This window comes from Caviibacterium pharyngocola, from assembly GCF_002795405.1.
Taxonomy (GTDB): domain Bacteria; phylum Pseudomonadota; class Gammaproteobacteria; order Enterobacterales; family Pasteurellaceae; genus Caviibacterium; species Caviibacterium pharyngocola.
Genome location: NZ_PHGZ01000028.1, coordinates 1 through 23,747 on the forward strand (window position 1 = coordinate 1; position 23,747 = coordinate 23,747).

21 protein-coding genes and 1 pseudogene are annotated in these 23,747 nt (G+C 42.5%); 18 read left to right on the plus strand and 4 right to left on the minus strand.

Annotation, left to right across the window (positions count from 1 at the left end; genetic code table 11):
- Positions 1-575: 575 nt before the first annotated feature.
- A complete protein-coding gene (locus tag CVP04_RS10580) occupies positions 576-1,247 on the plus strand; it encodes a hypothetical protein (protein ID WP_100297481.1) in 672 nt (223 codons plus the stop codon).
- A gap of 111 nt (positions 1,248-1,358) precedes the next feature.
- Here the strand turns inward: CVP04_RS10580 and metF are convergent, their stop codons facing one another.
- A complete protein-coding gene (gene metF, locus CVP04_RS10585; protein WP_100297482.1) occupies positions 1,359-2,243 on the minus strand; it encodes a methylenetetrahydrofolate reductase in 885 nt (294 codons plus the stop codon).
- A gap of 184 nt (positions 2,244-2,427) precedes the next feature.
- Between metF and CVP04_RS10590 the strand changes: the two genes are divergently transcribed.
- The 14 genes from CVP04_RS10590 (at position 2,428) to CVP04_RS10650 (ending at position 17,228) form a co-directional block, all read left to right on the plus strand.
- Complete coding sequence (locus CVP04_RS10590) at positions 2,428-4,515, plus strand: hypothetical protein (RefSeq protein ID WP_100297483.1); 2,088 nt, start codon at positions 2,428-2,430, stop codon at positions 4,513-4,515.
- Between the two features lie 149 nt (positions 4,516-4,664).
- Positions 4,665-6,044: a prephenate-dependent tRNA uridine(34) hydroxylase TrhP gene (trhP, locus tag CVP04_RS10595; protein ID WP_100297484.1), complete on the plus strand. Its 1,380-nt coding sequence runs from the start codon at positions 4,665-4,667 to the stop codon at positions 6,042-6,044.
- 217 nt (positions 6,045-6,261) lie between these two features.
- Positions 6,262-7,335: a tRNA preQ1(34) S-adenosylmethionine ribosyltransferase-isomerase QueA gene (gene queA, locus CVP04_RS10600; protein ID WP_100297485.1), complete on the plus strand. Its 1,074-nt coding sequence runs from the start codon at positions 6,262-6,264 to the stop codon at positions 7,333-7,335.
- A 51-nt stretch (positions 7,336-7,386) separates the two neighbouring features.
- Positions 7,387-8,529 carry a tRNA guanosine(34) transglycosylase Tgt gene (gene tgt / locus CVP04_RS10605; protein WP_100297486.1) on the plus strand — a complete coding sequence of 381 codons (1,143 nt, stop codon included), beginning with the start codon at positions 7,387-7,389 and terminating at the stop codon, positions 8,527-8,529.
- 58 nt (positions 8,530-8,587) lie between these two features.
- A complete protein-coding gene (locus CVP04_RS10610) occupies positions 8,588-9,115 on the plus strand; it encodes a hemerythrin domain-containing protein (RefSeq protein WP_100297487.1) in 528 nt (175 codons plus the stop codon).
- 116 nt (positions 9,116-9,231) lie between these two features.
- Complete coding sequence (gene yajC, locus CVP04_RS10615; RefSeq protein ID WP_100297488.1) at positions 9,232-9,531, plus strand: preprotein translocase subunit YajC; 300 nt, start codon at positions 9,232-9,234, stop codon at positions 9,529-9,531.
- 30 nt (positions 9,532-9,561) lie between these two features.
- A complete protein-coding gene (gene secD, locus CVP04_RS10620; RefSeq protein ID WP_100297489.1) occupies positions 9,562-11,412 on the plus strand; it encodes a protein translocase subunit SecD in 1,851 nt (616 codons plus the stop codon).
- Positions 11,413-11,502: 90 nt separating this feature from the next.
- Complete coding sequence (gene secF / locus CVP04_RS10625) at positions 11,503-12,396, plus strand: protein translocase subunit SecF (RefSeq protein WP_423738305.1); 894 nt, start codon at positions 11,503-11,505, stop codon at positions 12,394-12,396.
- Positions 12,397-12,519: 123 nt separating this feature from the next.
- Positions 12,520-14,619 carry a transglycosylase SLT domain-containing protein gene (locus tag CVP04_RS10630; RefSeq protein WP_100297491.1) on the plus strand — a complete coding sequence of 700 codons (2,100 nt, stop codon included), beginning with the start codon at positions 12,520-12,522 and terminating at the stop codon, positions 14,617-14,619.
- A gap of 92 nt (positions 14,620-14,711) precedes the next feature.
- On the plus strand, positions 14,712-15,017 hold the full coding sequence (gene trpR, locus CVP04_RS10635; protein WP_100297492.1) for a trp operon repressor: 306 nt from the start codon (positions 14,712-14,714) through the stop codon (positions 15,015-15,017).
- Entirely contained in the window at positions 14,998-15,723 is a 726-nt protein-coding gene (gene mtgA / locus CVP04_RS10640) for a monofunctional biosynthetic peptidoglycan transglycosylase (protein WP_100297493.1), read from the plus strand. The genes trpR and mtgA overlap by 20 nt, the downstream gene beginning before the upstream one ends.
- Before the next feature lie 11 nt (positions 15,724-15,734).
- Positions 15,735-16,493, plus strand: a complete 759-nt coding sequence (locus CVP04_RS10645) for an SDR family oxidoreductase (protein ID WP_100297494.1) — start codon at positions 15,735-15,737, stop codon at positions 16,491-16,493.
- A gap of 259 nt (positions 16,494-16,752) precedes the next feature.
- Complete coding sequence (locus tag CVP04_RS12170; RefSeq protein ID WP_133118489.1) at positions 16,753-16,947, plus strand: hypothetical protein; 195 nt, start codon at positions 16,753-16,755, stop codon at positions 16,945-16,947.
- Positions 16,944-17,228, plus strand: a complete 285-nt coding sequence (locus tag CVP04_RS10650) for a type II toxin-antitoxin system RelE/ParE family toxin (protein ID WP_100297495.1) — start codon at positions 16,944-16,946, stop codon at positions 17,226-17,228. Before CVP04_RS12170 ends, CVP04_RS10650 begins: the two co-directional genes overlap by 4 nt.
- 549 nt (positions 17,229-17,777) lie before the next feature.
- On the opposite strand, the gene CVP04_RS10655 is transcribed toward CVP04_RS10650, so the two are convergent.
- The 3 genes from CVP04_RS10655 to CVP04_RS10665 form a co-directional block, all read right to left on the minus strand.
- Positions 17,778-17,960 (minus strand): hypothetical protein, encoded by a 183-nt coding sequence (locus CVP04_RS10655; protein ID WP_100297496.1) that lies wholly within the window; start codon positions 17,958-17,960, stop codon positions 17,778-17,780.
- Positions 17,961-18,245: 285 nt separating this feature from the next.
- The gene (locus CVP04_RS10660; protein ID WP_100297497.1) at positions 18,246-19,250 is read right to left on the minus strand and encodes a phage portal protein; all 1,005 of its coding nucleotides are present in this window, start codon (positions 19,248-19,250) and stop codon (positions 18,246-18,248) included.
- A 9-nt stretch (positions 19,251-19,259) separates the two neighbouring features.
- The gene (locus CVP04_RS10665) at positions 19,260-21,008 is read right to left on the minus strand and encodes a terminase large subunit domain-containing protein (protein ID WP_100297498.1); all 1,749 of its coding nucleotides are present in this window, start codon (positions 21,006-21,008) and stop codon (positions 19,260-19,262) included.
- Between the two features lie 174 nt (positions 21,009-21,182).
- On the opposite strand from CVP04_RS10665, the gene CVP04_RS10670 reads away from it, so the two are divergent.
- The 3 genes and pseudogenes from CVP04_RS10670 to CVP04_RS10680 form a co-directional block, all read left to right on the plus strand.
- Entirely contained in the window at positions 21,183-22,028 is an 846-nt protein-coding gene (locus tag CVP04_RS10670) for a GPO family capsid scaffolding protein (RefSeq protein ID WP_100297499.1), read from the plus strand.
- A 19-nt stretch (positions 22,029-22,047) separates the two neighbouring features.
- On the plus strand, positions 22,048-23,073 hold the full coding sequence (locus tag CVP04_RS10675) for a phage major capsid protein, P2 family (RefSeq protein ID WP_100297500.1): 1,026 nt from the start codon (positions 22,048-22,050) through the stop codon (positions 23,071-23,073).
- Positions 23,074-23,083: 10 nt separating this feature from the next.
- Positions 23,084-23,728: pseudogene (locus tag CVP04_RS10680) on the plus strand (phage terminase small subunit); the annotation flags it as partial.
- Between the last annotated feature and the right edge of the window lie 19 nt (positions 23,729-23,747).

A 23,747-nucleotide genomic window follows, 5' to 3' on the forward strand; every position in this document is an offset into this window, starting at 1 on the left:
TTTAAATCGTATTTTATGTGTAGGATGGGCTTCAGCCCATCAAAAAATACGATTATTTCAATATGATGGGCTAAAGCCCATCCTACTTAATTATACTTTGTCAATAAACTGTGACCGCACGATTAAAGTGCGGTCTTTTTTTATCCTGTTTCAGCGAAAAATTCTCACAAAAACGACCGCACTTGCGCAAAAATACGAGGGTGATTGTTTCTTAATTTATCCAAAAATTTTTCTACGACACAAACTGTCGCCTTATTCTATAGACTTTATATTATGCTTTAGTGTAGGATGGGCTTCAGCCCATCAAAAAATACGATTATTTCAATATGATGGGCTAAAGCCCATCCTACTTAAGTATACTTTGTCAATAAACTGTGACCGCACGATTAAAGTGCGGTCTTTTTTTATCCTGTTTCAGCGAAAAATTCTCACAAAAACGACCGCACTTGCGCAAAAATACGAGGGTGATTGTTTCTTAATTTATCCAAAAATTTTTCTACGACACAAGCTGTCGCCTTATTCTATAAACTTTATGTTATGCTTTAATTCTACCATACAAACAACTAGGAGAGATTATGACCACACAACACATTGAACAAATTTGGATTATCGAATCGGCGGAAAGCGAAAATTTTGATCCACCTGAAGATTACAGTTTTGAGACTCTTTCCTACACAGCTTTCGAGCAAAAAATTTCTCGAACGAATGAGAAGAAACCGCTGCTGACTTTCGCCGTTTTATACGATATTGCGGAATTAAAGAAACTTGCATCTCTTAAAGCAAATCTTCAATTTTTCTATTTGATTAATCTGACCGAGCAAAACTTATCCCGCCAAGATGCGGATTTTGCTGACGGGATCATTCATCTGAAAGAAACCCAACTGAACAAACTTCATCAAATGATTGCCGCGGCAACGATTAATCCCGGTTTAATTAACATTGATTTGTCGGATCTTCAGAAAACGATAGATAAAAAATCGGTTCGATTTTATTCGCAAGATTTTCATTATGCTAATTTAGAACAGGAGCTAAATCATTTCTTATCGCAAGATAAGACGGATCTTAGCGCGGCACAATTCATTCTGGTGATGATTGTATCGGGAATGTCATTTTCCTTAGAACAATTTTCACTTATCGGTGAATTAATCGGCGAACAAGCGCCGAAAGCGAAAATTATGATCGGCACGGGACTTGAATTTGAGGGTTATGACGAATCTTTATCCTTGCAACTTTTAATCGACGCATAATCAATCCCGCAACAAATCGTTGCCGGTAACGATTTTTCTCGTTACCGGCAACGGTGTTTCGACTTGATTTATTGAAAAAGTGCGGTAAAAAACAACGATTTTTCGTTAAATCTATAACGTCGGACGCACGCCTAAAGTATGACAAATAGCATAAGTCAATTCGCTGCGATTGAGGGTGTAGAAATGGAAATCTTTTACGCCTTCGCGCGATAAAACGCGCACCATATCCATTGCAACGCTCGCCGCAACCAAATTACGCGTGGTTTGATCGTCATCCAATCCTTCGTACATTTTCGCCAGCCAACTCGGAATTTTCACATTGGTGATTGCCGCCATTTTTTGTAGCTGTTTAAAATTCGTTACCGGTAAAATGCCCGGCACGATTTCCGCATCGATACCGATTGAGGCGCAACGATCACGAAAACGCAAATAACTGTCGATATCGAAGAAAAATTGCGTAATGACGTGGTTTGCGCCCGCGTCGATTTTGCGTTTTAAATTAATGAGATCCGCCTGCGCCGATTTCGCTTCCGGATGCACTTCCGGATAAGCGGCGACGGAAATATCGAAATCCGCGACGGAACGTAATAATGCCACCAAATCCGAAGCATAAAACGGCTTTTTGTCATAGCCTTTCGGTTCGTCGCCGCGCAACGCCACAATACGACGAATGCCGTTATCCCAATAATCTTGCGCAATGCGTTTTAATTCGTCAGGTGTTGCGTCAATGCCGGTCAAATGCGGCGCCGCCTCCAAACCGGTTTCTTGTTTAATGCGTTTTACCACGCTATGCGTACGATCACGTTCGCCGGAATTTGCACCGTAAGTCACGGAAACGAATTTCGGTTTTAGCACTTTTAACCGATGAATGGAGTCCCACAAAATATTTTCCATTTTTTCGTTTTTCGGCGGGAAAAATTCAAAGGAAACGTTAATTTTTCCATTAATATCCGTTAAATGCTGATTTAATGTGTCAATTTCTTTGGCATAGCTCATAATTGCGTCGCTCCGTTGCGAGGTGATATTTTTGTATGTTAAAAGTAATAAAAAAATGACTATGTGTCAATTTCAAAAATTTCATTATTTTAATGAATCAAATTCATAGTAAACTTATTTGTAGTAGCCTGTTGAATTCGCTATACTTTTGTCAATATTACATTTCTTAGGTCTGAGAATAAAGATGAGTAAAAAAACCAAAATAACCCTGACGTTATCCGTCATTGCACTCGCTTTAGGTGTGGGCGCTCAATTTTATACCAATTATAAAATCGACCAAGTTTTACAGAATTTTCCTTATCATTTACGCGATCAATGGACGTTAAACGTCACCCAAACCCATAAAAACTTTTTTAATCGCGAGTTAGTGTTCAGCGTTGAAAATGCCGACGCCGATAAAACCGATATTATCAATACGAAATTGACCGCACTTCCGTTCGCCGTAACGGCGGAATCCGCATTGCCGCCCGATTTTGTGCGCGAATTAAACATTACCATTGATAAAAATATCATCAACAGCAAATTTTCCGTGATCGGTGATTATTTACAATCCGGCATTTCCAGCCAATTTCGTGATTTAACCAATAAATCACAAGTGTTGGAAATCGATCTGAATTTCGCTTCCAAAACACAATTTATGGAAATAAAAGGCAATTTAAGCGGATTTAATTATGATGCTAATTCCAAAATCAACGGCATTAAAACCAATCTGACACTGGTTCCGATCGGCAATCGTCAATATGATCTCGCCGAATTGGAACTATCTTTAAATAATGCGGATATTTATTTGCTCGACGGTGAAAATACGAATATTCAATTAAATAACGTGCAATATGCCGTCAATAAATCCGTTTCCGCCGATACCTATAATTTGTCCGCTTATGTTTCGGGCGAAAAAATCGCTCTTTCCGGCAAAAATAATCGCGAAGATAAAACACAGCTCGACGGATTACAAATTACCGCCGTGCAAAACGGCATTCCGAATAATGTATTATTCGGTAACTTATTCAATGAGTTACATAAAGAAAACGCCGATTATACAAAACTGATTAATTTATTATCCGATTTGCTGTTTAGCAATCAGACCTCCGAGGCAAAAATTACCCTTGCCGGTTTTACTTCGCCGAAAAACCGACAAAATTTTGTTTCATTTAAAAATGCCGATTTAACCTACAAAGGCAATTATGCCGATAAACAACGCGCGGAAACCAATCTTGCTTTCGGGCTCGGCGCGTTGGAGATGAATTTGCCGAACGACGAAAAAATCGCGCTGAACGGTTTGCGCTTTGAACAGCAAGCGACCGATAGCAATCTCACCGCTCGCTTGAATTGGTTGAAACAAGCGCTCGGCTTGCTAAAAAATGCGAATCAACCCGAAAACTTCACGGCGAATAAAGACAATAAAGCGTTTTTAGATTCATTGAACGAATTCAGTCGCACATTCAACGAAAAAAATCGCGCAAAATTAACCCTGAAATCGCTAGAGTTACCGAATCGTATCGATTTGAAAGGTATCGGCGCGGATTATTCGGAAATGCCGAGCGGTGAAAATCAATATACAGTGAATTTTACCACACAGATCGAACGTTATCGCAATGAAGCTGACGCAATCGAAGTAAATGATATTAAACTGGATTTACCGCTCATTGTGGAGCGATTCGACAGCGTATTGCCGCTTTATTTATGTTCGAACCAACTGTTTGCACTGAATTGTCTGCATAATTTGTCGGAAAAAACGCTCAATGAACTTATTGATACGCCGTTGCGTGAATTAGGGTTGTCCGTTAAACAAGCGAAACTCAGTGCAGACGTCAATTCCATTCCGAATACCGATAAAACGCCGATTAGCGCCGAGCTGAATTTGGATGTTCCGCCGATAAAAAATAATCGTGCCTCCCAAGAAGCGCTAATCGAGGAAAGAATGGAAAGTATTCTGTCGGATTTCACCTTAACCATACCGAAAACGCTTTTAACGGACGATAAGCAAATCAAAGCGAAATTAATCGATGAAAATCCGTTCTGGAAGGCGCTTGCGCATCAACTGAAACAGAAAGACAAATTAAATCCGTATTTTGTCGAAACGGATGATAGCTATAAACTCCATTGGGAAAACACCGCTGACGGCGTGCTAATTAACGGCAAACCGCCGGTTCAAATCGAACCGGAAGAAGAAATACCGGAATGGCAATTTAACGATGAGGAAAGCGACGAGCCGAATCAGCCTACCGAGCCTGCGATCGAATCTGCTCAACCGAATGAAACGGCGCAATAGATTCTTTATCCACATCAAGTGCGGTGAAAAATTTCGTTATTTTTCACCGCACTTTTACTTTACAACAGCGAAAATCTCCCTACAATACCTTGCCTGAACGGTTTGCCTTCGGCAAGCTACTGACCTGTAATCAGATAAAAGAGAAACTTATGACAACATTTAAACCCGAACTGCTTTCACCCGCCGGTTCTTTAAAAAATATGCGTTACGCCTTTGCTTACGGTGCGGACGCCGTTTATGCCGGTCAACCGCGCTATAGCTTACGCGTGCGTAATAACGAATTTAACCACGCCAATTTAAAAATCGGCATTGACGAAGCACACGCACTCGGCAAAAAATTCTATGTAGTCGTCAACATCGCGCCGCATAATTCCAAGTTAAAAACCTTTATTAAGGATTTACAACCGGTCATCGATATGCAACCGGACGCGTTAATTATGTCCGACCCGGGGTTAATTATGCTAGTGCGCGAGCATTTCCCGCAAATGGATATTCACCTTTCCGTGCAAGCCAACGCGGTGAACTGGGCGACGGTGAAATTCTGGAAACAAATGGGTTTAACCCGCGTAATTTTATCACGCGAACTTTCCATTGAAGAAATCGCCGAAATTCGCCAACAGGTTCCCGATATCGAAATCGAGATTTTCGTCCACGGTGCGCTATGTATGGCATATTCCGGACGCTGCTTACTTTCCGGCTACATCAATAAACGTGACCCGAACCAAGGCACTTGCACCAACGCCTGCCGCTGGGAATATTCCGTCGAAGAAGGCAAAGAAGACGAGGTAGGCAATATCATCAATGTCGGAGAAGAAATTCCGGTGAAAAACGTTGCACCGACCTTAGGCGAAGGCGGCACGACCGATAAAGTCTTTTTATTGGCGGAAGGTCAACGTCCGGACGAAAAAATGTCCGCATTTGAAGACGAGCACGGCACCTATATTATGAATTCCAAAGATCTACGCGCCGTACAACACGTTGAAAAACTTTCGCAAATCGGCGTGCATTCATTAAAAATCGAAGGACGAACCAAATCCTTCTATTACTGCGCCCGAACCGCACAAGTTTATCGCAAAGCCATTGATGACGCCGCCGCCGGCAAACCGTTCGACGAAAGTTTAATGACAACACTCGAAAGCCTCGCCCACAGAGGCTATACGGAAGGTTTCTTGCGTCGCCACACACACGATGAATATCAAAATTACGACTACGGCTACTCCATTTCCGACCGCCAACAATTCGTCGGCGAATTCACCGGCAAACGCAACGAACAAGGAATGGCGGAAGTGGCGGTGAAAAATAAATTCTTACTCGGCGACGAAGTGGAATTAATGACCCCGAACGGCAATATCGTCTTCAAAATCGAACAAATGCTAAACCGCAAAAACCAACCGATAGAAGCTGCATTAGGCGACGGACATTTCGTCTTTTTAGATGTCCCGCAAGATATTTCTCTGGATTATGCCTTGTTAATGCGTAATTTGGTCAATGCGGATACGAGAAATCCGCACGAAAAGAAAGTTGGATAAATTTTGCGTTATTTTGTTAAATAAATGTTGCAAATGTAAAAATTTATGAGTATAATTCTTTCATACCCTTAAAAAGTATGACTCCAAATATTTCGCCCTTTCCCCCTTGAAAGGGCTTTTTTTTTACCAGTAGAAAAGAAAACGGGATTTTTTCTTGTACTCTCGGCAAAATCGCAATAGACTACGCCACTACCTTTTTTTAACCGATAAAATCATTATGCGTGTTTCCGATTTTTATTTTCATTTACCCGACGAGTTGATTGCTCGCTACCCCAAAGCCGATAGAACATCCAGCCGTTTATTACAGTTAAACGGGAAAAACGGTGAAATTTCCCACCGCACTTTTGCCGATGTCGTCGATTTGATCAATGAAGGCGATTTACTGATTTTTAACAATACCCGCGTAATTCCCGCCAGAATGTTCGGGCACAAAGCCAGCGGCGGAAAAATCGAAGTGTTGGTAGAACGTGTGTTGGACGAACATTGTTGTTTGGCGCATATTCGTTCTTCCAAATCACCGAAAGAAGGTGCGGAATTGGTATTGGGCGAGGATAAACTCGGTGAAGGAAAGGGTGTAAAAATGATAATGCGCGCCCGTCACGAAAGTTTGTTCGAGTTGGAATTATGCAATAAAAGCACCGCACTTTTAGAGGTGTTACAACAAATCGGACATATCCCATTGCCGCCTTATATTGATCGTCCAGATGAAGACGCGGACAAAGAACGTTATCAGACCGTGTATAATAAAGTACCCGGTGCGGTGGCGGCACCAACCGCCGGCTTGCATTTCGATAACGAATTGTTGGCGAAATTAAAAGCCAAAGGCGTCGAGTTTGCCTTTGTGACCTTGCACGTCGGTGCGGGTACTTTCCAGCCGGTTCGGGTGGAAAATATCGAAGATCACAAAATGCACGCCGAATATGTAGAAGTACCGCAAGAAGTGGTGGAGGCGATTTTACGCACTAAAGCCGCTGGTAAACGCGTGATAGCCGTGGGCACGACTTCCGTGCGCTCAGTGGAAAGTGCGGCGCTTTTTGCCGAAGAAAACGGAAAAACGCAGCTGCTTGAACCTTATTTTTCCGATACCTCGATTTTTATTTATCCGGGCAAAAAATTCCGTGTGATCGATTGTTTAATCACCAATTTCCATTTGCCGGAAAGTACGCTGATTATGCTGGTTTCCGCTTTTGCGGGTTTTGAACATACAATGAAGGCATATAAAAGTGCGGTAGAAAATCGCTATCGTTTTTTTAGTTACGGCGACGCAATGTTTATTGAAAAAGCCGAATAGTAGGACGAAAGTCCGTTGAGTTAGACTGTTTCTCTAACAAAGGAAAATACAATGCAATTTAAATTACATAAAACCGACGGCGTTGCACGTCGAGGCACGATGACTTTTCATCGCCCGCAAGGAGAATTTACCGTTGAAACGCCGGCGTTTATGCCGGTGGGAACTTACGGTACGGTGAAAGGAATGACGCCGGAAGAAGTGCGCGCGACAGGTGCGGAAATTTTATTGGGCAATACCTTTCACTTGTGGTTACGTCCCGGTCAGGAAGTAATGCGCAAACACGGCGATTTGCACGATTTTATGCAATGGCATCGCCCGATTCTAACCGATAGCGGTGGGTTCCAAGTCTTTAGCTTGGGCAAATTGCGCAAAATTACCGAAGAGGGCGTGAAGTTCCAAAATCCGATTAACGGCGAACGAATCTTTTTATCGCCGGAAAAATCAATGGAAATTCAGTACGATTTAGGCTCTGACATTGTGATGATTTTCGACGAATGCGCGCCTTATCCGTCCACCTTCGATTACACCAAAAAATCAATGGAAATGTCCCTACGTTGGGCACAGCGCAGCCGTGATCGCTTTGATGAATTGGGCAATAAAAACGCCCTGTTCGGCATAGTGCAAGGCGGTGTGTTCGAGGAATTACGCCAAGTTTCCTTAGAAGGATTGGTGAATATCGGTTTCGACGGTTATGCGGTCGGCGGACTTGCCGTGGGCGAGCCGAAAGAAGATATGCACCGCATTTTAGAATATGTTTGCCCGCAACTACCGGCGGATAAACCGCGCTATTTAATGGGCGTGGGCAAACCGGAGGATTTGGTGGAAGGCGTGCGTCGCGGCATTGATATGTTCGATTGCGTAATGCCGACGCGTAACGCGCGCAACGGGCATTTATTCGTCAGCGACGGCATTGTGAAAATTCGTAATGCGAAATATCGCGACGATACTAGTCCGCTCGATCCGGAATGCGATTGCTATACTTGTAAACATTACACCAAATCTTATCTTTATCATTTGGATAAGTGCGGTGAAATTTTGGGTGCAAGACTAAACACTATCCATAATCTGCGCTATTATCAACGTCTAATGGCACAAATTCGCCAAGCCATCGAAGAAGATCGTTTTGATGATTTCGTGGTGGAATTTTATGCCAAAATCGGTAAACCGGTTCCGCCGTTACAGTCGGAAAAATAATATCACGGGGCAAATTGACATTTGCCCTAAAATCTCACATTAAGCGATGAAGAACATTATGCTCAATATCTCCGAACCGCAACAATTCGCCAGCTGGGAACAGCCGATCGAAATGCTTTACGCCTGCCACGGTAAAGTCAAACGCTTTTGCCGCCAGCTTTCCCTTTTACCGAGTTATTTGGAAAAACACGGCATAAACCAAGCGGTACAAAACGACGTAAAGCAGATTTTAACTTATTTTAACCAAGCCGCGCCGCTTCATCACGATGATGAAGAAAAGGATTTTTTCCCGACATTACTCGCGCATATTCCACCGCACTTGGCGGAACAAACCTTGCAAAATATCCGACTTTTAGAGCAAGAACATCTTCTCTTACATCAAAATTGGGCGAAATTACGCCGGCTTTTGGAAGATTTATCGGCGGGCGAAATCGATCGCATCGATCAAACGGAAGTCGATCGTTTTATCGCCGGTTACGACCGTCATATCGCCCTTGAAGAACCACTATTCGAACTCGGTCGGCAATATATTCCCGTGCATTTATTGCAAGATATCGGCGAGATAATGGCAATGCGAAGAAAGTAAGCTAAAAGTGCGGTGAAATAAAAAGATATTTTCACATTAAGCGCGTTTTATGCTATTTTATGCGGGATTTTTTTCATTAAATTTCAATTAACTCACTTAATAAGAAGGATAAAAAAATGGAAGCTCAACAAGGTAGTCCAATGTCAATGTTGTTTATTTTCGTGATTTTCGGTTTGATTTTCTACTTTATGATTTATCGTCCGCAAGCGAAACGCAACAAAGCGCATAAACAATTAATGGCGGAATTAGCGAAAGGCACCGAAGTGCTTACTTCCGGCGGCATTATCGGTAAAATCAGCAAAATCAGCGCGGAAAGCGATTATGTGGTTTTAGCGTTAAACGACACGACTGAAATTACCATCAAACGTGATTTTATCGTCGCCGTATTACCGAAAGGTTCATTAAAATCTCTCTAATTTTTTATTCCGCAAGGGAACAGGAAATCTATGTTAAATCGTTACCCTTTATGGAAGAATCTAATGGTGATCCTCGTGATCGCCATTGGTCTTTTATACTCTCTTCCAAATCTTTACGGTGAAGATCCCGCCGTACAAATTTCAGGCACACGCGGACAAGAAGTCAAAACCGCAGAACTCGGTGATGTTCAAACCCTGCTTGCCGAAAATAATTTACCGCTTAAATCCATTGTGTTGGAAAACGGCTCGATTCTCGCCCGTTTTAACAACACGGATGATCAATTATTAGCCAAAGATAAAATTACTGAAAAACTAGGCAATAATTATTCCGTTGCGTTAAACCTTGCACCTGCGACACCGAAATGGTTGACCGATATAGGCGGCAGCCCGATGAAATGGGGCTTGGACTTACGCGGCGGTGTGCGCTTCCTAATGGAAGTGGATATGAATACCGCCTTGACCAAACGTCAAGAACAGTTACAAGACAGCTTGCGTACCGAATTGCGTAAAGAAAAATACCAATACTCTGCTATTCGTTCTGCAGATAATTTCAGCACGCAAGTCACGCTTACCAAACAGGAACAACTTTCCGACGCGCAACGTTTCTTGCGTAAACAACATCCGACGCTTGATATTAAAGAAATATCGAATAATACCCTTTCTTTAGGATTATCCGATAGCGCCCTCGCAGAAGCGCGCGATCAAGCCATTGAACAAAACTTAAGCATTTTGCGTCGTCGTGTTGAAGAATTGGGCGTTTCCGAGCCGGTGATTCAACGCCAAGGTGCGGAGCGTATCGTGGTGGAATTACCGGGTGTGCAAGATACGGCGCGCGCCAAAGAAATTTTGGGCGCTACCGCGACATTAGAATTCCGTTTGGTTAACCCGAATGCGAATCTTGATGCGGCGGCGCGCGGAATGGTGCCGTCCGATTCCGAAGTGAAACTCGATCGCCACGGCAATCCAGTCGTATTGTATAAACGCGCGGTACTCGGCGGCGAACATATTACCAACGCCACATCGGGCGTGGATCAAAATACTTCGTCTCCGCAAGTAAGCGTAACATTGGATTCGGAAGGCGGCGAAATTATGTCGCAAACCACCAAACTGAATCTGAAAAAACCAATGGCGACCTTGTATGTCGAATATAAAGACAGCGGAGAAAAAGACGAAAACGGCAAAACCATTTTAGCGAAACACGAAGAAGTAATTAACGTCGCCACCATTCAAGGACGTTTCGGCAGCCAATTCCAAATTACCGGTATCGACAGCCCGGCGGAAGCGCAAAATCTTTCCGTGTTATTACGTTCCGGCGCCTTAACCGCACCGATTCAAATTGTTGAAGAACGTACAATCGGTCCGTCTTTAGGCGCGCAAAACGTTGCTCAAGGTTTAGAAGCCGGTCTTTGGGGCTTGGGTATCGTCGTATTATTTATGTTGGTGTATTACAAATTGTTCGGTATTTTCGCCAATATCGCATTGCTTGCCAATATGGTGTTATTAGTCGGATTAATGTCCTTATTACCGGGCGCAACCTTAACAATGCCGGGTATCGCGGGGATTATTCTCTCCGTCGGGATGTCCGTGGACGCCAACGTATTGATATTCGAACGGATTAAAGAAGAAATCCGTAACGGTCGTTCGGTGCAGCAAGCCATTCACGAAGGCTATAACGGCGCTTTCACCAGTATTTTCGACGCTAACCTGACTACCATTCTCACGGCAATCGTGCTTTATGCCGTCGGAACCGGTCCGGTGAAAGGCTTTGCGATCACTCTTTCATTAGGTGTGGCGATTTCAATGTTTACCGCCATCACAGGTACGCGTATGCTGGTGAATTTAATTTACGGCGGCAAACGCGTTGAAAAATTATCGATTTAGCGTGAGGATAACATTGTGAGTTTATTATCAAGTAACAAAAAAGTTCACGAGTTCCGAGGCGTTAAATTACCTTTTGAACTGATTGAATTTATGAAATTCCGCAAATGGGGTTATTTATTCTCCATTATCGTAATTTCAACTTGTTTCTTTTTCATCTTTACTAAAGGATTTAACTGGGGCTTGGATTTTACCGGCGGAACCATTATTGATACCCATTTCTCTCAACCGGCGGATTTGGATAAAATCCGTACCACATTGAAAGAAAACGGCATCGAAAGCGCCTTAGTGCAAACCACCGGCGGTGTGCGCGACGTAATGATCCGCTTGCCGGCGACCGCAAGCGACGCCACTATCGGTAATCGCATCCAAGATATGATGAGTAAATTGGATAACGGCATCCAAATTCGCAGCGTCGAGTTCGTCGGCCCGAATGTAGGTGAAGAATTAACCCAAGGGGCGATCTACGCCACATTAGCCACATTATTAATGTTGCTCGCCTATGTGGGAATGCGCTTTGAATGGCGTTTAGGCGCCGGCGGCGTGTTGGCATTGGCGCACGACGTGATCGTTACCCTTGGCGTGTTTTCTTACTTACAGATCGAAATGGATCTCACCTTCGTCGCCGCGATTCTGTCGGTGGTCGGTTACTCCTTAAACGACAGTATCGTGGTATTCGACCGCGTGCGTGAAAACTTCCGCAAAATTCGCCGAATCGATACCATTGATGTCATTGATGTTTCCTTAACCCAAACCTTATCAAGAACATTAATGACCTCTATCACCACTCTATTTGTTGTGATTGCGTTATATTTTTTAGGCGGACCGAGCATCCATAGCTTTTCCCTTGCATTATTAATCGGGATCGGCTTCGGGACTTATTCTTCCATTTTCATTGCCATCGCGCTTGCTTATGATTTCGGCTTAAAACGCGAACATATGATCGTGCAAAAAGTGGATAAAGAAGGTCTGGACGAAATCCCTTAAATTTTCCACCGCACTTTTCCTTTAAAGTGCGGTCTAAATTTCGGTTATTTTTAAAACCCGATTTTGTCGGGTTTTATTTTATTCGGAAAAAGTTTGGCTGTTTCAGCTATAAGGTGGATTTTAATGAAAAAAACAGGTTTTTTGCTCAGTATTTTATGCCTATCTTCATTCGGTGTATTCGCTGCCGATAATAAAACGCCGGCGAAAAATTCGGCTGCCGACAACAAAGCGCTTATCGCCGCCGAATCGGCATTGCAACAAGCCGAGCAACAACTTGCCGCCTTACAAAACACCTTGCAAACCCAACAAAAACGCCAAGCGGCACGAGAAATTTACGGTAAAATAACTCAACTGAACGCCCTCTCGCAAAGTAGCGGTACAAAAGCATTGATCAATGAATTAGCCGAACGCATTCGCGATTATCCTTTAGCGGTTTATGTGGAATACCGCTTGCTTAACGCAGATAAAACCGCGTTGACGTTGCAAAATATTAATGAATTTCAACAACGCTATCCGACTTTTCCGTTCACCGTCGAATTGAAAAAGAATTGGTTGTTACAAAAATATAAACAGCAAGATTTCGCGGAAATTTTAACGAATCAAACCGATTTGCCGAAAGATTTGACCTCAAAATGCATTGTGTTGCACGCGCGAATCGAAACGGCAAAAACGCAACAAAAACCTACCGCACTTTTCACGCCGCAAGTGGAAACCCTTTTGCTTACCGCCGATAATCCGCCGAAACAATGCGAGGTGCTTTTCGCCCCGCAATACGGCTATATTACCGCAGAGTTACTCAAAGAACGCGCGCTGTCGGCGCTAGAAAAAAATAATATCGCCTTACTTGCTCAGCTGGAAAAATTCGCGCCGGACGCCGAACTCAAAAATCACTTAAATGAACTTTATCAGTTAGCCAAATCGCCGCAACGATTACGCAGTGAAAACAGCGCGTTGAATTTGCGTACCTTGTCGGCGGACAATCCGCAAGACAAGCGCATTTTAGCCGCGCTAATGCCGGCGTTGATCAAAACCTACAAAGAATCGGAATTAAATCTCGACGATCCTTTCGAGCCGCTTAGCGCGTTAGCAGAAAAATTCCGCTTTTCACCGCAACAAACCGACGCGTGGAAAAGCCTGTTCCTCGCACAATTTTTTGATAGCGAAAACCATAAATTACAACAATGGCGAGATCAAGAATTAGTTAAACTCAAAGACGATAAACTGACGGAGCGCCGAATTCGTAGCGCGATTCGCGAAAAAACCGATTTAACCCAATGGCTGAATTTATTGTCCGAAACGGCTAAAAAGAAAGACGAATGGCGTTATTGGTCGGCAAAAATGCTGCAACGACAAGGCAACGACGCGCAAGCCGAAAGCATTTTTCGACAAATGCAAACTAATGCGCGCGGCTTTTATCCGATGCTTGCCGCACAAGAATTAGGCATTGAATATAAACCGCAGATGACGGAATTTATCCCGAATCCGACGGAAAAAGCGATTGCCGAAATCTATGCGGAACCTTTGGCGCGCATTGAAGAATTGCGCTATTTCAATGAAAGTACAAATGCTAATCGAGAATGGCAAGCGTTATTAGACCAATCCGATACGCAGCAAAAAATGGCACTCGCCCGTTATGCGGAAGAAAAGAATTGGTACGATTTACAAGTGGAAGCGACGATTCAGGCTAAATCTTGGGATTTCATTCGGTTGCGTTTACCAAGCGCTTATATCGATTGGTTTGATTTGTTCCTAAAAGATAAAAAAATCGACCGCACTTTTGCAATGGCAATCGCGCGACAAGAAAGTGCGTGGAAAACGCAAGCGAAATCCTCCGCCAATGCGCGCGGTTTAATGCAGTTATTGCCGAGTACGGCGAAACTCACCGCGCAAAAATTTCAATTACCTTATCAGAGCGAAAACGATTTGTTCGATCCGTTTCAGAATATTATGCTCGGCACGGCACATTTGCAGGAGCTTTACGACAAATACGGCAATAATCGTTTGTTAATCGCCGCCGCTTATAACGCCGGGGTGAATCGGGTGGATAGTTGGCTGTCAAAATCGAACGGATCGCAGACAATGGCGGAATTTGCCGCCTCGATTCCTTTTTACGAAACTCGCAGCTATGTACAAAATGTACTCGCCTACGCCTATTATTATCAAATTTTACAAGGTCAAGCGTTACAAAAATTTACCCAAGAGGAATATAATCGATTATACTAGTATAATAGTTTGTACATTATAGCGATACGTTTCGGCGTTAGGCTATTCAGCGGGAATCTATCGTTCCCGATTTTATCGAAAGGAGCAACATTATGTATGTAAGCCGCAATATGGAACAATGGACGGCGTTTATCGCGATGCTACGCACCGCCTTCGAACAAGGAAAAGAACAAGATCTGTTAACCTTATTGTTGACCGCCGACGAACGCGACACGCTTGGATTACGCTTACAAATCGTCGCACAATTATTGGATAAATCCCTGTCGCAACGAGAAATTCAACAAAATTTGAACACCAGTGCGGCGACGATTACGCGCGGTTCCAATATGATCAAAATAATGCCGCCGGATTTTATGGAATGGATAAAAGAACAACTTGATGCGCAGCAAACTCCGTAAATTTCCTTTTCGCGCACTTCAGCGCAAATTGTTCAACAATTTAGCACGTTGGTTGTGTTATTTTTTTCTATTTCTGTGCGGCATTACCCTGTTTTTCCGTTTTGTGCCATTGCCTTTTTCCGCCTATATGGTACAACAAAAAACGGTGCATTTGCTGCAGGGCGAACCTTATGCCATCAACTATCAATGGACAAGTCTTGATAATATTGCGTGGCAAATGCAACTCGCCGTGATCGCTGCAGAAGATCAGCGTTTTCCCGAACACAGCGGTTTTGATTGGAATGCGATTGAAAGCGCATTAAAACATAATCAGCGTTCGGCAAAAATTCGCGGCGGCTCGACGATTTCACAGCAAACGGCAAAAAATCTATACTTATGGCACGGGCAAAGTTGGCTTCGCAAAGGATTAGAAGTGCCGACGACAACGCTGCTTGAAATATTATGGTCGAAAAAACGTATTCTGGAGGTTTACCTTAATATCGCCGAATTCGGCAACGGGATTTTCGGCGTAGAGGCGGCAAGCCGACATTATTTTAAAAAATCTGCAAAAGATTTAACGCAGCAAGAAGCAGCGTTGCTTGCTGCAGTACTGCCTAACCCGATTATATTCAAAGCCAATAAACCGAGTTATTATGTCAAAAGAAAACAACGTTGGATTATGCGGCAAATGAACGCATTAGGAAAAAACTACTTAAGTAAAATCTAAAGGAGAAAAGTATGGCGATTTTAGTCACCGGCGCATCCGCCGGTTTCGGCAAAGCGATCTGCAAAGCCTTTATCAATGCAGGATATCAAGTGATCGGCGCGGCACGTCGGTTAGACAAACTGACGGATTTACAACAGGAATTAGGCGAAAAATTTTATCCGCTGCAAATGGATGTTGCCGATCCGGATAAAATTAACACCGCACTTTCAACTCTGCCCGCACATTTGCAAAAAATCGAGCTTTTAGTCAATAACGCCGGTTTGGCATTAGGATTGGAAGCCGCCCATAAAGCGAATTTCAATGATTGGCTAACGATGATCAATACCAATATTATCGGCTTAACCTACCTCACTCGACAAATTTTGCCACAAATGGTCGAAGCCGACCAAGGGCACATCATTAATTTAGGCTCGATCGCCGGTACTTACCCTTATCCGGGCGGCAATGTTTACGGTGCAACCAAAGCCTTCGTCGAACAATTCAGCCTGAATTTACGCGCTGATTTGGCAGGCACGAAAATCCGCGTCACCAATGTCGAACCGGGCTTATGCGGCGGTACGGAATTCTCCAATGTGCGTTTTAAAGGCGATGATGCAAAAGCCGCAGGCGTTTATCAAGGCGTTAAATCCATTCAACCGGAAGACATCGCCAATACTATTCTATGGATTTATCAACAACCGCCTCACGTTAATATCAATCGCATAGAAATAATGCCCGTCGCCCAAACCTTCTCGCCGCTTGCTGTAAGTCGTGATGAAGTAAAAGGCTAAATTTCACTTAAGATCATCCTAAGCAAAACGTTGCGAATCATACGGTTATCCGATTATTCGCAACGTTTTTTGTTATTAGCGTTTAAAAAATAAAACCAGACAAGTACCGCAAATCCAAAGAAATAATTAATCAACTTACCTTCGTTCAATAGAAGTATAGAAAAAACAAGCAATATTCACAAAATTTTGGAATAAACCGTTATGTGCATCATTAAGGAAAGGATTACCAAAATTGATGTTGTAATTTGTTGGTGATAGAATGGCTAAAATAGAGGGGAAATTTATGCACAATACCACACCACAAGCGCAACTTATGCAACCGCAACTTACACCTGTTTTAACTGATAATTTAAGTGATGAACAAGTTTTCTTAATGCAAATTATCAACGGTGAAATTGAATTATTGGATAATGATGAAGTGCTAGCCGGCTTAAAACAGACATTGGAACTATGAAAACCGATTATATTGTTAAATGGTCAGACCGAGCCAACCGACAATTACTGAAAAAAGCGGACTATATCAAAAGAAACAGTATGAGTAATGACATTGCGCAAAAGTTTTTTGATGATATTGTCGAATTAACACAAAAATTGAGTTATGCCGCCGGCGCATATAACGATGGTGCATTTCATATTTTACCAATAAAGAACGGTCATTCTGTCAGATTTATTGTCGTAGGCGGTTATGCAATTATCACTGAATTCTTACCCAAAGGAACAAATATTTCCCGTTAAATAATAAAGCAAGGTTCGCCTTACTTTTTTAGTATAGCTAGACAAAGTCTGGCTATAACAAAAAACCGCTCGGTTGAGCGGTTTGTTTTTTTAAGTTCATCTATTATTGGTGCCTAAGGCCGGCAATACTTTTTCTTGTTAATTAATAAGTTAATTTAGGCTGTGTGCAAAATGGCACAATATTTATAGATTTAATCTTTTCCACATTTTATTGATTTTTATCAATTAAAAAGGATCTAAAAATTGCGTTTTTGTGCGTTGTATTGCGTTATAAGGATCTGATTTAAAGATCTAAACTAGACCAGTAGCCAAAAGGCTTTTAAAGGATCGCTATTCTGCGTTGAAACCGATCTATTTAATGTGCGGGCGTGGCGGGGGCTTAGCTGCGATTTTTGGGCGGAGGGAACGTGCAAAAAATCAGCAAAAATTTATTTTTTCGCTTGGGTTGTATTAGCTAATTTGTATAATAAATTAAAGGGATCTATTTATTAGACAGGTAAACAGGGGGATGTTTTTTAGGCGATAAAAAAGGGCGGAAGCGCCCTTGTTTTAAACTGATTTTTCAGCGAATTTTTCAACTGCTAATTTGATTAACTGGTTTTGCGGTATATTGTGTTGCTTTGCCAACTGCTCGATTAATTCGATTGTGCTTTCGTGTAACTTAAAGGCTTTTTGCTTTATACCACGCTTTGCGTTGCTACGGTTTACAATTTCAGTTCTTGACAATGCCATAATATTTCCTTAGTATTCGTTTTGAAGAGTGGAGCGGTTTCCCGCCCCACTTAGTTATCAATCAATTAGTAGGCTGGGGAGCTGATTACTAAGAGAATGATAACAAGGATAATGTATCTTAACATCTTATTATCCCTTCAAAAGTCGGTGAGATTAAAGGTCCGCACCGGCTCGTTCTCAGCACTATTGCTGAAAACAGTTACATTATAGTTGGATACCCAACCAAATGCAAGCAAATTTTTAAAAATCCCGATAGTTATTTATCGGGATTTTTTATAAGTGCAGTTATTTTTCACTCAATAATTCATAAGGCATAAATTCAATAACCCTTTCACCGACCCAGTGATTAATCTCTTCCAGTCGTTGTTGCAATGGTTTAATTTCATTGATAAAAAACACTTTACCGGCTTTTTCTACGTCACCAAAACCGCCTGTATTGGTCGGAATAATGCCCATTAATTGCGGTGGGACACGATGCGCAGCGAGAATATCATCACGGCTGGTGTTTTTGATATTGATAAATTCATCTTTTGCGACCACATCCGACAAAGGAATAACCTGTAAACCGTCTTTTTTACCGTTTGGCGAGTGGATAAACAGATTTTTAAAATTGCCCTTACCTTTGGCTTGTCTTAACTGATCTTTGATTTTTTCTACATCGTCATCATTCTGCATCGGGTCGGTTAAATATAAAATTGCGCCGGCGTGTGCGCCGTTCTGATAATATTTTCTGCGGAACAAAGTCGCACTTTCATTTAAAAATGCCGACTGCAGAGAAGAAAAATAATCGGGTAAGCCGTAGATTTCCTGATTAATATCCGGACTAATTAAATGAAAAATACTGTCTTTATCAAATTGATGTTCATTTAATCCGTTAGCGATTTGATAATAAATCCCTTGCTCAACACCTTTGCGCATATATTTTGCCAACGGTGCGGTAAGTTTGACGGTTTTATCCCAAAGGTTAACGGTTTTTTCAAGATAACCGTTACCAAAAATCAGATAGTCATTCACCAGTTTTTCAAGTTCCGTGCGTGGTAAAAGTGCGGTGGTTTTACAGGTGGAAAGTAGAATATTTTTCTTCACAGTGATCGCACTTTGGTGATGTGCCGTGCTACGAAACGCCCGTGCCAAGCCGTTAAAATCTACCGGTGGCGAATAATATTTCTGATACATCAACACGCTTTCGAAATAACTTAAAATATCCGCTCCGTCCAATACCGGCACAGGGTCGCCAAAGGTGAAAGAAAGTGCGGTTGTTTTTTGTGGAGTTTTTTGTTTTTTACTCATCATTTTTTCCTATTCAAAAGTAAATACGCTGGATTGGCTACGATTGTTACCGCCCCCGTAGTTTTCATTTAAAATACAGTGCATAATTGCCCACGCCAAATCGCCGTGACTGGCATCTTGCGAACGGTCGGAAACATAGGTCATTTGTCGCCCTGTTCGGGTAGCTTGGCGTTTTATGGTCATAAAGCTGTTGATAATCTCTTTGCCGTCAAATTTTAAACGGCGTTTTTGAACTAAATTTAAAGTTTTCAGCACCATTTCATTTTTTAAATTCAGGTCATAAGTCAGACCGACCGCAGACGGAAAGAATTTCTTCACCAACTGATAAACCCCGTCGCCCATACCGGTGCGGTCAACGGTGATTTTGGTCACATTGTAGTTTTGGCAATACTGTTTGATTTTTTCCGCCTGTTTCTCATAATCTAAGCCGTGAAAGGTCTCATTATGTAATACCCGAAAATCACCGCCCTCTACTCTTGGCGGCGCAACAATGGCAAGGGCGGCACGGTCGCCGGTATATGCCGGGTCGTAACCAATCCATACTTCACGATTACCGAAAGGGCGAATATAAAAAGGCTTAAAGTCCAACCATTCTTCATAAGAGTCCACTTGACAGGCTTGTAAATCGGCGAATTTAAAAATACTGCTGTTATCATCGGCAAACTGACACATAAACAGCTGTTCAAATTCTTCCGTCGAGTTTTCAAAACGCAATTCTTCAATATCGAATAAATCGCAACCGCCATTTTCCGCATCATAAATATTTACAATCTGTTTCCAGTGACGGTCTGCGCACAGTTTGCCGTTTTGCAAATTCTTATGACTAATATCAAATTCCGCTTTGTCCGCTGCGGCACGGCGTTTATTAAATAACTCGCCTGACCAAAATTGATAGGCTTCAGACGCTTTAGTTGTCGGCGTGGAAAAATAGGTTTGACGATATTGTTTTTGAGATGCCATAGCACTTGCCACTTTGCGCATTTCGCCAAATTTCGGCACCCAAAAATATTCGTCAAAATATAAATTGCCGTGATAAGACTGCGCTGTTGCCGAGTTCGTACCGAGAAAAATCAACTCCGCTCCATTGGGTAACAGAATAGTTTCGCCTTTTAGCTCAAGGTCGGCTTTTTCTTTGGCGTAAGCGGTGATATAAGAACGGAACTGCAACGCTTGTTTTTTACTGGCGGATAAAAAGATTTGATTGCGCCCGGTTTTTAGTGCATCCACAAAGGCTTCACGAGCAAAATAATAAGTCGCACCAATCTGACGGCTTTTGAGAATTTCCCGAATACGATGTTTCAGACCGGCGTCATACCAATGACGTTGATATTGGAAAATGCCGTCAAAAAAACCGTTAATTAGTTTTTCTTCTTGCTCCGGGTCAATCGGATTTTTATCACGGTATTTGCGTTCTGCGGTGTAGCGTTTATCCAGTTTCGGATTTAAATCCCGTTCATTACCGCCGCCATTGCTGTATTTTTTAATTCGTGCCATTTTTTCCATTTGGCGACCGAGCAAATCAATTTCCTTAAAATCCTGACCTGTTTTTTGCTCCTTCATAATAAGCAAACTCAAACGAGCCTCTAACGTTGCCTCAACCTGTCCGACAGGGGCTACATCGTCCCATTTTTCCCTATCTTTCCAACTGGAAACCGTAGAAACAGGTAAATTCAATTTATCGGCAATATCCGTCACGCGCCAACCGGCAAAGTAAAGCAAACGGCTTTCACGCTTATTATCTAAAGTGATTTCTGTCATTTTTATTCCTTATTTCGATTAACCGCATAATAAGGAACAGCAAGAAAAGTTGATTGTGATGTCGGTTGTTATGGCGTTTTTCACAATGGCGAGGAAATGACAAGACAAAATAACTTGCGCAATATGGGAGCAATTTTTAAGGCTTTAATATCAGGTGCTAACAGGATAAGTAAAATGGAAAAAGAAAACGCCAAAAAATACAAATCAAAATGGTTTGTCGTCGCGCAAGAAGGTGCAACAACAGACGGTCGTAATATCGCCCGTGCTTGGATTGAACAAATGGCGGAAAGCTACAATCCGAAAACCTACGGCGCACGCATCAATATTGACCATATTAAATTTTGGGCATATCGCAAAGACGAACCGCACTCACAATGCTACGGTGATGTCATTGCATTAAAAACCGCAGAAACCGAAGACGGCAAATTGCAATTATTAGCACAAATTGACCCGACAGATGCCCTGATTGAATTAAACAAAAACCGTCAAAAAGTTTATACATCAATCGAAGTGGATCCGAATTTCAGCGATAGCGGCAAAGCCTATTTAGTGGGCTTAGCAGTCACGGACAATCCGGCAAGCCTAGGAACGGAAATGTTACAGTTCGCCGCAAGCGCACAAGCTAACCCATTCACCGCACGCAAACAAAAAGCAGAAAATTTATTCACCGCATCCGTTGAAACGGTTTTAGAGTTTGAAGAACAACAAACCGAACCGAAAGAAAGCATTTTCAGCAAAGTCGCAGCATTGTTAGGACGTAAAGATAAGCAAGATGACGCACGTTTTGCCGACCAATCCAGCGCCATTGCACTTTTATCGGAACACGTCAAAGATTTAGGCGAAGAAAACACCGCACTTTCTCAAGAAAATGCCGAATTGAAAACCAAGTTTGCAGAACTTGAAAGCCAAGTATCAGCGGTGCAATCAAAGCTGAATCAACTGGAAAGCGAGCCTAAACCCGAATACCGTCAACGCCCGTTGGTGACTGGTGAAAGTGTTGATAACGGTCGTTTCTTTTAATTAGTCAAGGAATTTACATATGAAAAAAACAACAGAGATTGCAGTAAAACAATATTTACAAGGCATTTCACAAGATAACGGTGCGGATTTTGCCCGAATTTCCAACGGCGGTAAATTTACCGTTGAACCTTCCGTGCAACAACGCTTAGAAAATGCAGTGCAAGAAAGTTCCGATTTTCTCAAAATGATCAACATTATTCCGGTGGATGAAGCGCAAGGCGAAAGCCTAGGTTTAGGCGTTGCAGGTACCATTGCCGGCACAACGGACACCAATGTACAAGGTCGTAAAACCCAAGATATTCATAGCCTAACCGCTATTCCTTATCACTGCCAACAAATCAACTACGACACTCATTTGAAATATGCCACGTTAGATATGTGGGCGAAATTCCCTGATTTTGCGAAACGCATCGGCACACTCAAAGCCGAGCGTATGGCATTAGACCGCATTATGATCGGCTTTAACGGTACAAGCCGAGCAGCAACATCCAACCGTGTAACTAATCCATTACTCCAAGATGTCGCTGTGGGTTGGTTGAAAAAAATCGAAGACAACGCTGCCAAACGTGTAATGAAAGAAGAAACACAAGGTTCAGGCAAAATTGAAGTCGGTAAAGGCAAAACCTACAAAAATCTTGACGCCCTTGTGTTCTCGGCTGTGAGTGATTTAATCGCACCGCAATTCCAAGATGACACAAAATTAGTGGCAATTATGAGCCGTGATCTCTTGGCAGATAAATACTTCCCATTATTCAACCAAGAAAAACCAAGCGAACAAATCGCCGGTGATGTGATTGTCAGTTCAAAACGAGTTGGCGGATTACAAGCTGTTCAAGCTCCATTTGTGCCGAAAGGAACAATCTTAATCACCCGTCTTGATAACTTGTCTATCTATTATCAAGCCGGCGCAATGCGCCGCACCTTAAAAGACAACGCAGAATATGACCGCTACGAAGACTATACATCATCTAACGATGATTTCGTCGTAGAAAACTATGAAAGCGTTGCCTTATTGAAAAATATTGAAATGGTTGAAAGCGCATAGGCGGTAATTTATGCGACCGACAAAACGCCATTTTCTTGAAGTTTCCGCAGCTGAGGCGCACGCAGCGGAAACCGAAGCCTTAGACGGCTTTAACGAATACGAAAAAATGCTGTATTTATTAGGTCGCCACAAAAAAGACCTAAAAAATATTCAGTCTATGGAGCAAAAGGCAGAATTTAAAAAGAAAATTCTGCCGGATTATCTGCCTTGGATTGAAAGTGCGTTAAGTCAGGGCAACGGCAAACAAGACAATGTTTTAATGACGTGGCTGATTTGGGCGATTGACAGTGAGCAGTATCATCTCGCCTTAGAAATCGCCGAATATGCCATTCATCAAGGCTTAGTTTTGCCGGAAAATTTTGACCGCACTTTATGTTCCGCCGTGGCAGAAGAATTTGCCGATAAAGCCAAAATTGCGCAAAAACTCAACCGCCCTTTTGAAGTGGCTTACTTGGAAAAAGTGGCGCAGTTGACGGATGAACAGGATATGCCGGATGAAAGCCGCGCAAGACTTTATCGGGAATTGGGCTTGCTCAAAATGACGAGCGATCCGGAACAAGGTTTAGCCTATTTAGAACGAGCGTTAGAACTGAATTTAAATATCGGGGTGCAAGGTGATGTCAAAAAACTGCGTAAACAGTTAGAAAAAGACGAGCCGAAAGCGGAAGACAATC

Coding starts and splice junctions, on each gene's coding strand:
- CVP04_RS10580 (WP_100297481.1), top strand. CDS start 576: ATGACCACACAACACATTGAACAAATTTGGATTATCGAATCGGCGGAA.
- metF (WP_100297482.1), bottom strand. CDS start 2,243: ATGAGCTATGCCAAAGAAATTGACACATTAAATCAGCATTTAACGGAT.
- CVP04_RS10590 (WP_100297483.1), top strand. CDS start 2,428: ATGAGTAAAAAAACCAAAATAACCCTGACGTTATCCGTCATTGCACTC.
- trhP (WP_100297484.1), top strand. CDS start 4,665: ATGACAACATTTAAACCCGAACTGCTTTCACCCGCCGGTTCTTTAAAA.
- queA (WP_100297485.1), top strand. CDS start 6,262: ATGCGTGTTTCCGATTTTTATTTTCATTTACCCGACGAGTTGATTGCT.
- tgt (WP_100297486.1), top strand. CDS start 7,387: ATGCAATTTAAATTACATAAAACCGACGGCGTTGCACGTCGAGGCACG.
- CVP04_RS10610 (WP_100297487.1), top strand. CDS start 8,588: ATGCTCAATATCTCCGAACCGCAACAATTCGCCAGCTGGGAACAGCCG.
- yajC (WP_100297488.1), top strand. CDS start 9,232: ATGGAAGCTCAACAAGGTAGTCCAATGTCAATGTTGTTTATTTTCGTG.
- secD (WP_100297489.1), top strand. CDS start 9,562: ATGTTAAATCGTTACCCTTTATGGAAGAATCTAATGGTGATCCTCGTG.
- secF (WP_423738305.1), top strand. CDS start 11,503: ATGAAATTCCGCAAATGGGGTTATTTATTCTCCATTATCGTAATTTCA.
- CVP04_RS10630 (WP_100297491.1), top strand. CDS start 12,520: ATGAAAAAAACAGGTTTTTTGCTCAGTATTTTATGCCTATCTTCATTC.
- trpR (WP_100297492.1), top strand. CDS start 14,712: ATGTATGTAAGCCGCAATATGGAACAATGGACGGCGTTTATCGCGATG.
- mtgA (WP_100297493.1), top strand. CDS start 14,998: ATGCGCAGCAAACTCCGTAAATTTCCTTTTCGCGCACTTCAGCGCAAA.
- CVP04_RS10645 (WP_100297494.1), top strand. CDS start 15,735: ATGGCGATTTTAGTCACCGGCGCATCCGCCGGTTTCGGCAAAGCGATC.
- CVP04_RS12170 (WP_133118489.1), top strand. CDS start 16,753: ATGGCTAAAATAGAGGGGAAATTTATGCACAATACCACACCACAAGCG.
- CVP04_RS10650 (WP_100297495.1), top strand. CDS start 16,944: ATGAAAACCGATTATATTGTTAAATGGTCAGACCGAGCCAACCGACAA.
- CVP04_RS10655 (WP_100297496.1), bottom strand. CDS start 17,960: ATGGCATTGTCAAGAACTGAAATTGTAAACCGTAGCAACGCAAAGCGT.
- CVP04_RS10660 (WP_100297497.1), bottom strand. CDS start 19,250: ATGAGTAAAAAACAAAAAACTCCACAAAAAACAACCGCACTTTCTTTC.
- CVP04_RS10665 (WP_100297498.1), bottom strand. CDS start 21,008: ATGACAGAAATCACTTTAGATAATAAGCGTGAAAGCCGTTTGCTTTAC.
- CVP04_RS10670 (WP_100297499.1), top strand. CDS start 21,183: ATGGAAAAAGAAAACGCCAAAAAATACAAATCAAAATGGTTTGTCGTC.
- CVP04_RS10675 (WP_100297500.1), top strand. CDS start 22,048: ATGAAAAAAACAACAGAGATTGCAGTAAAACAATATTTACAAGGCATT.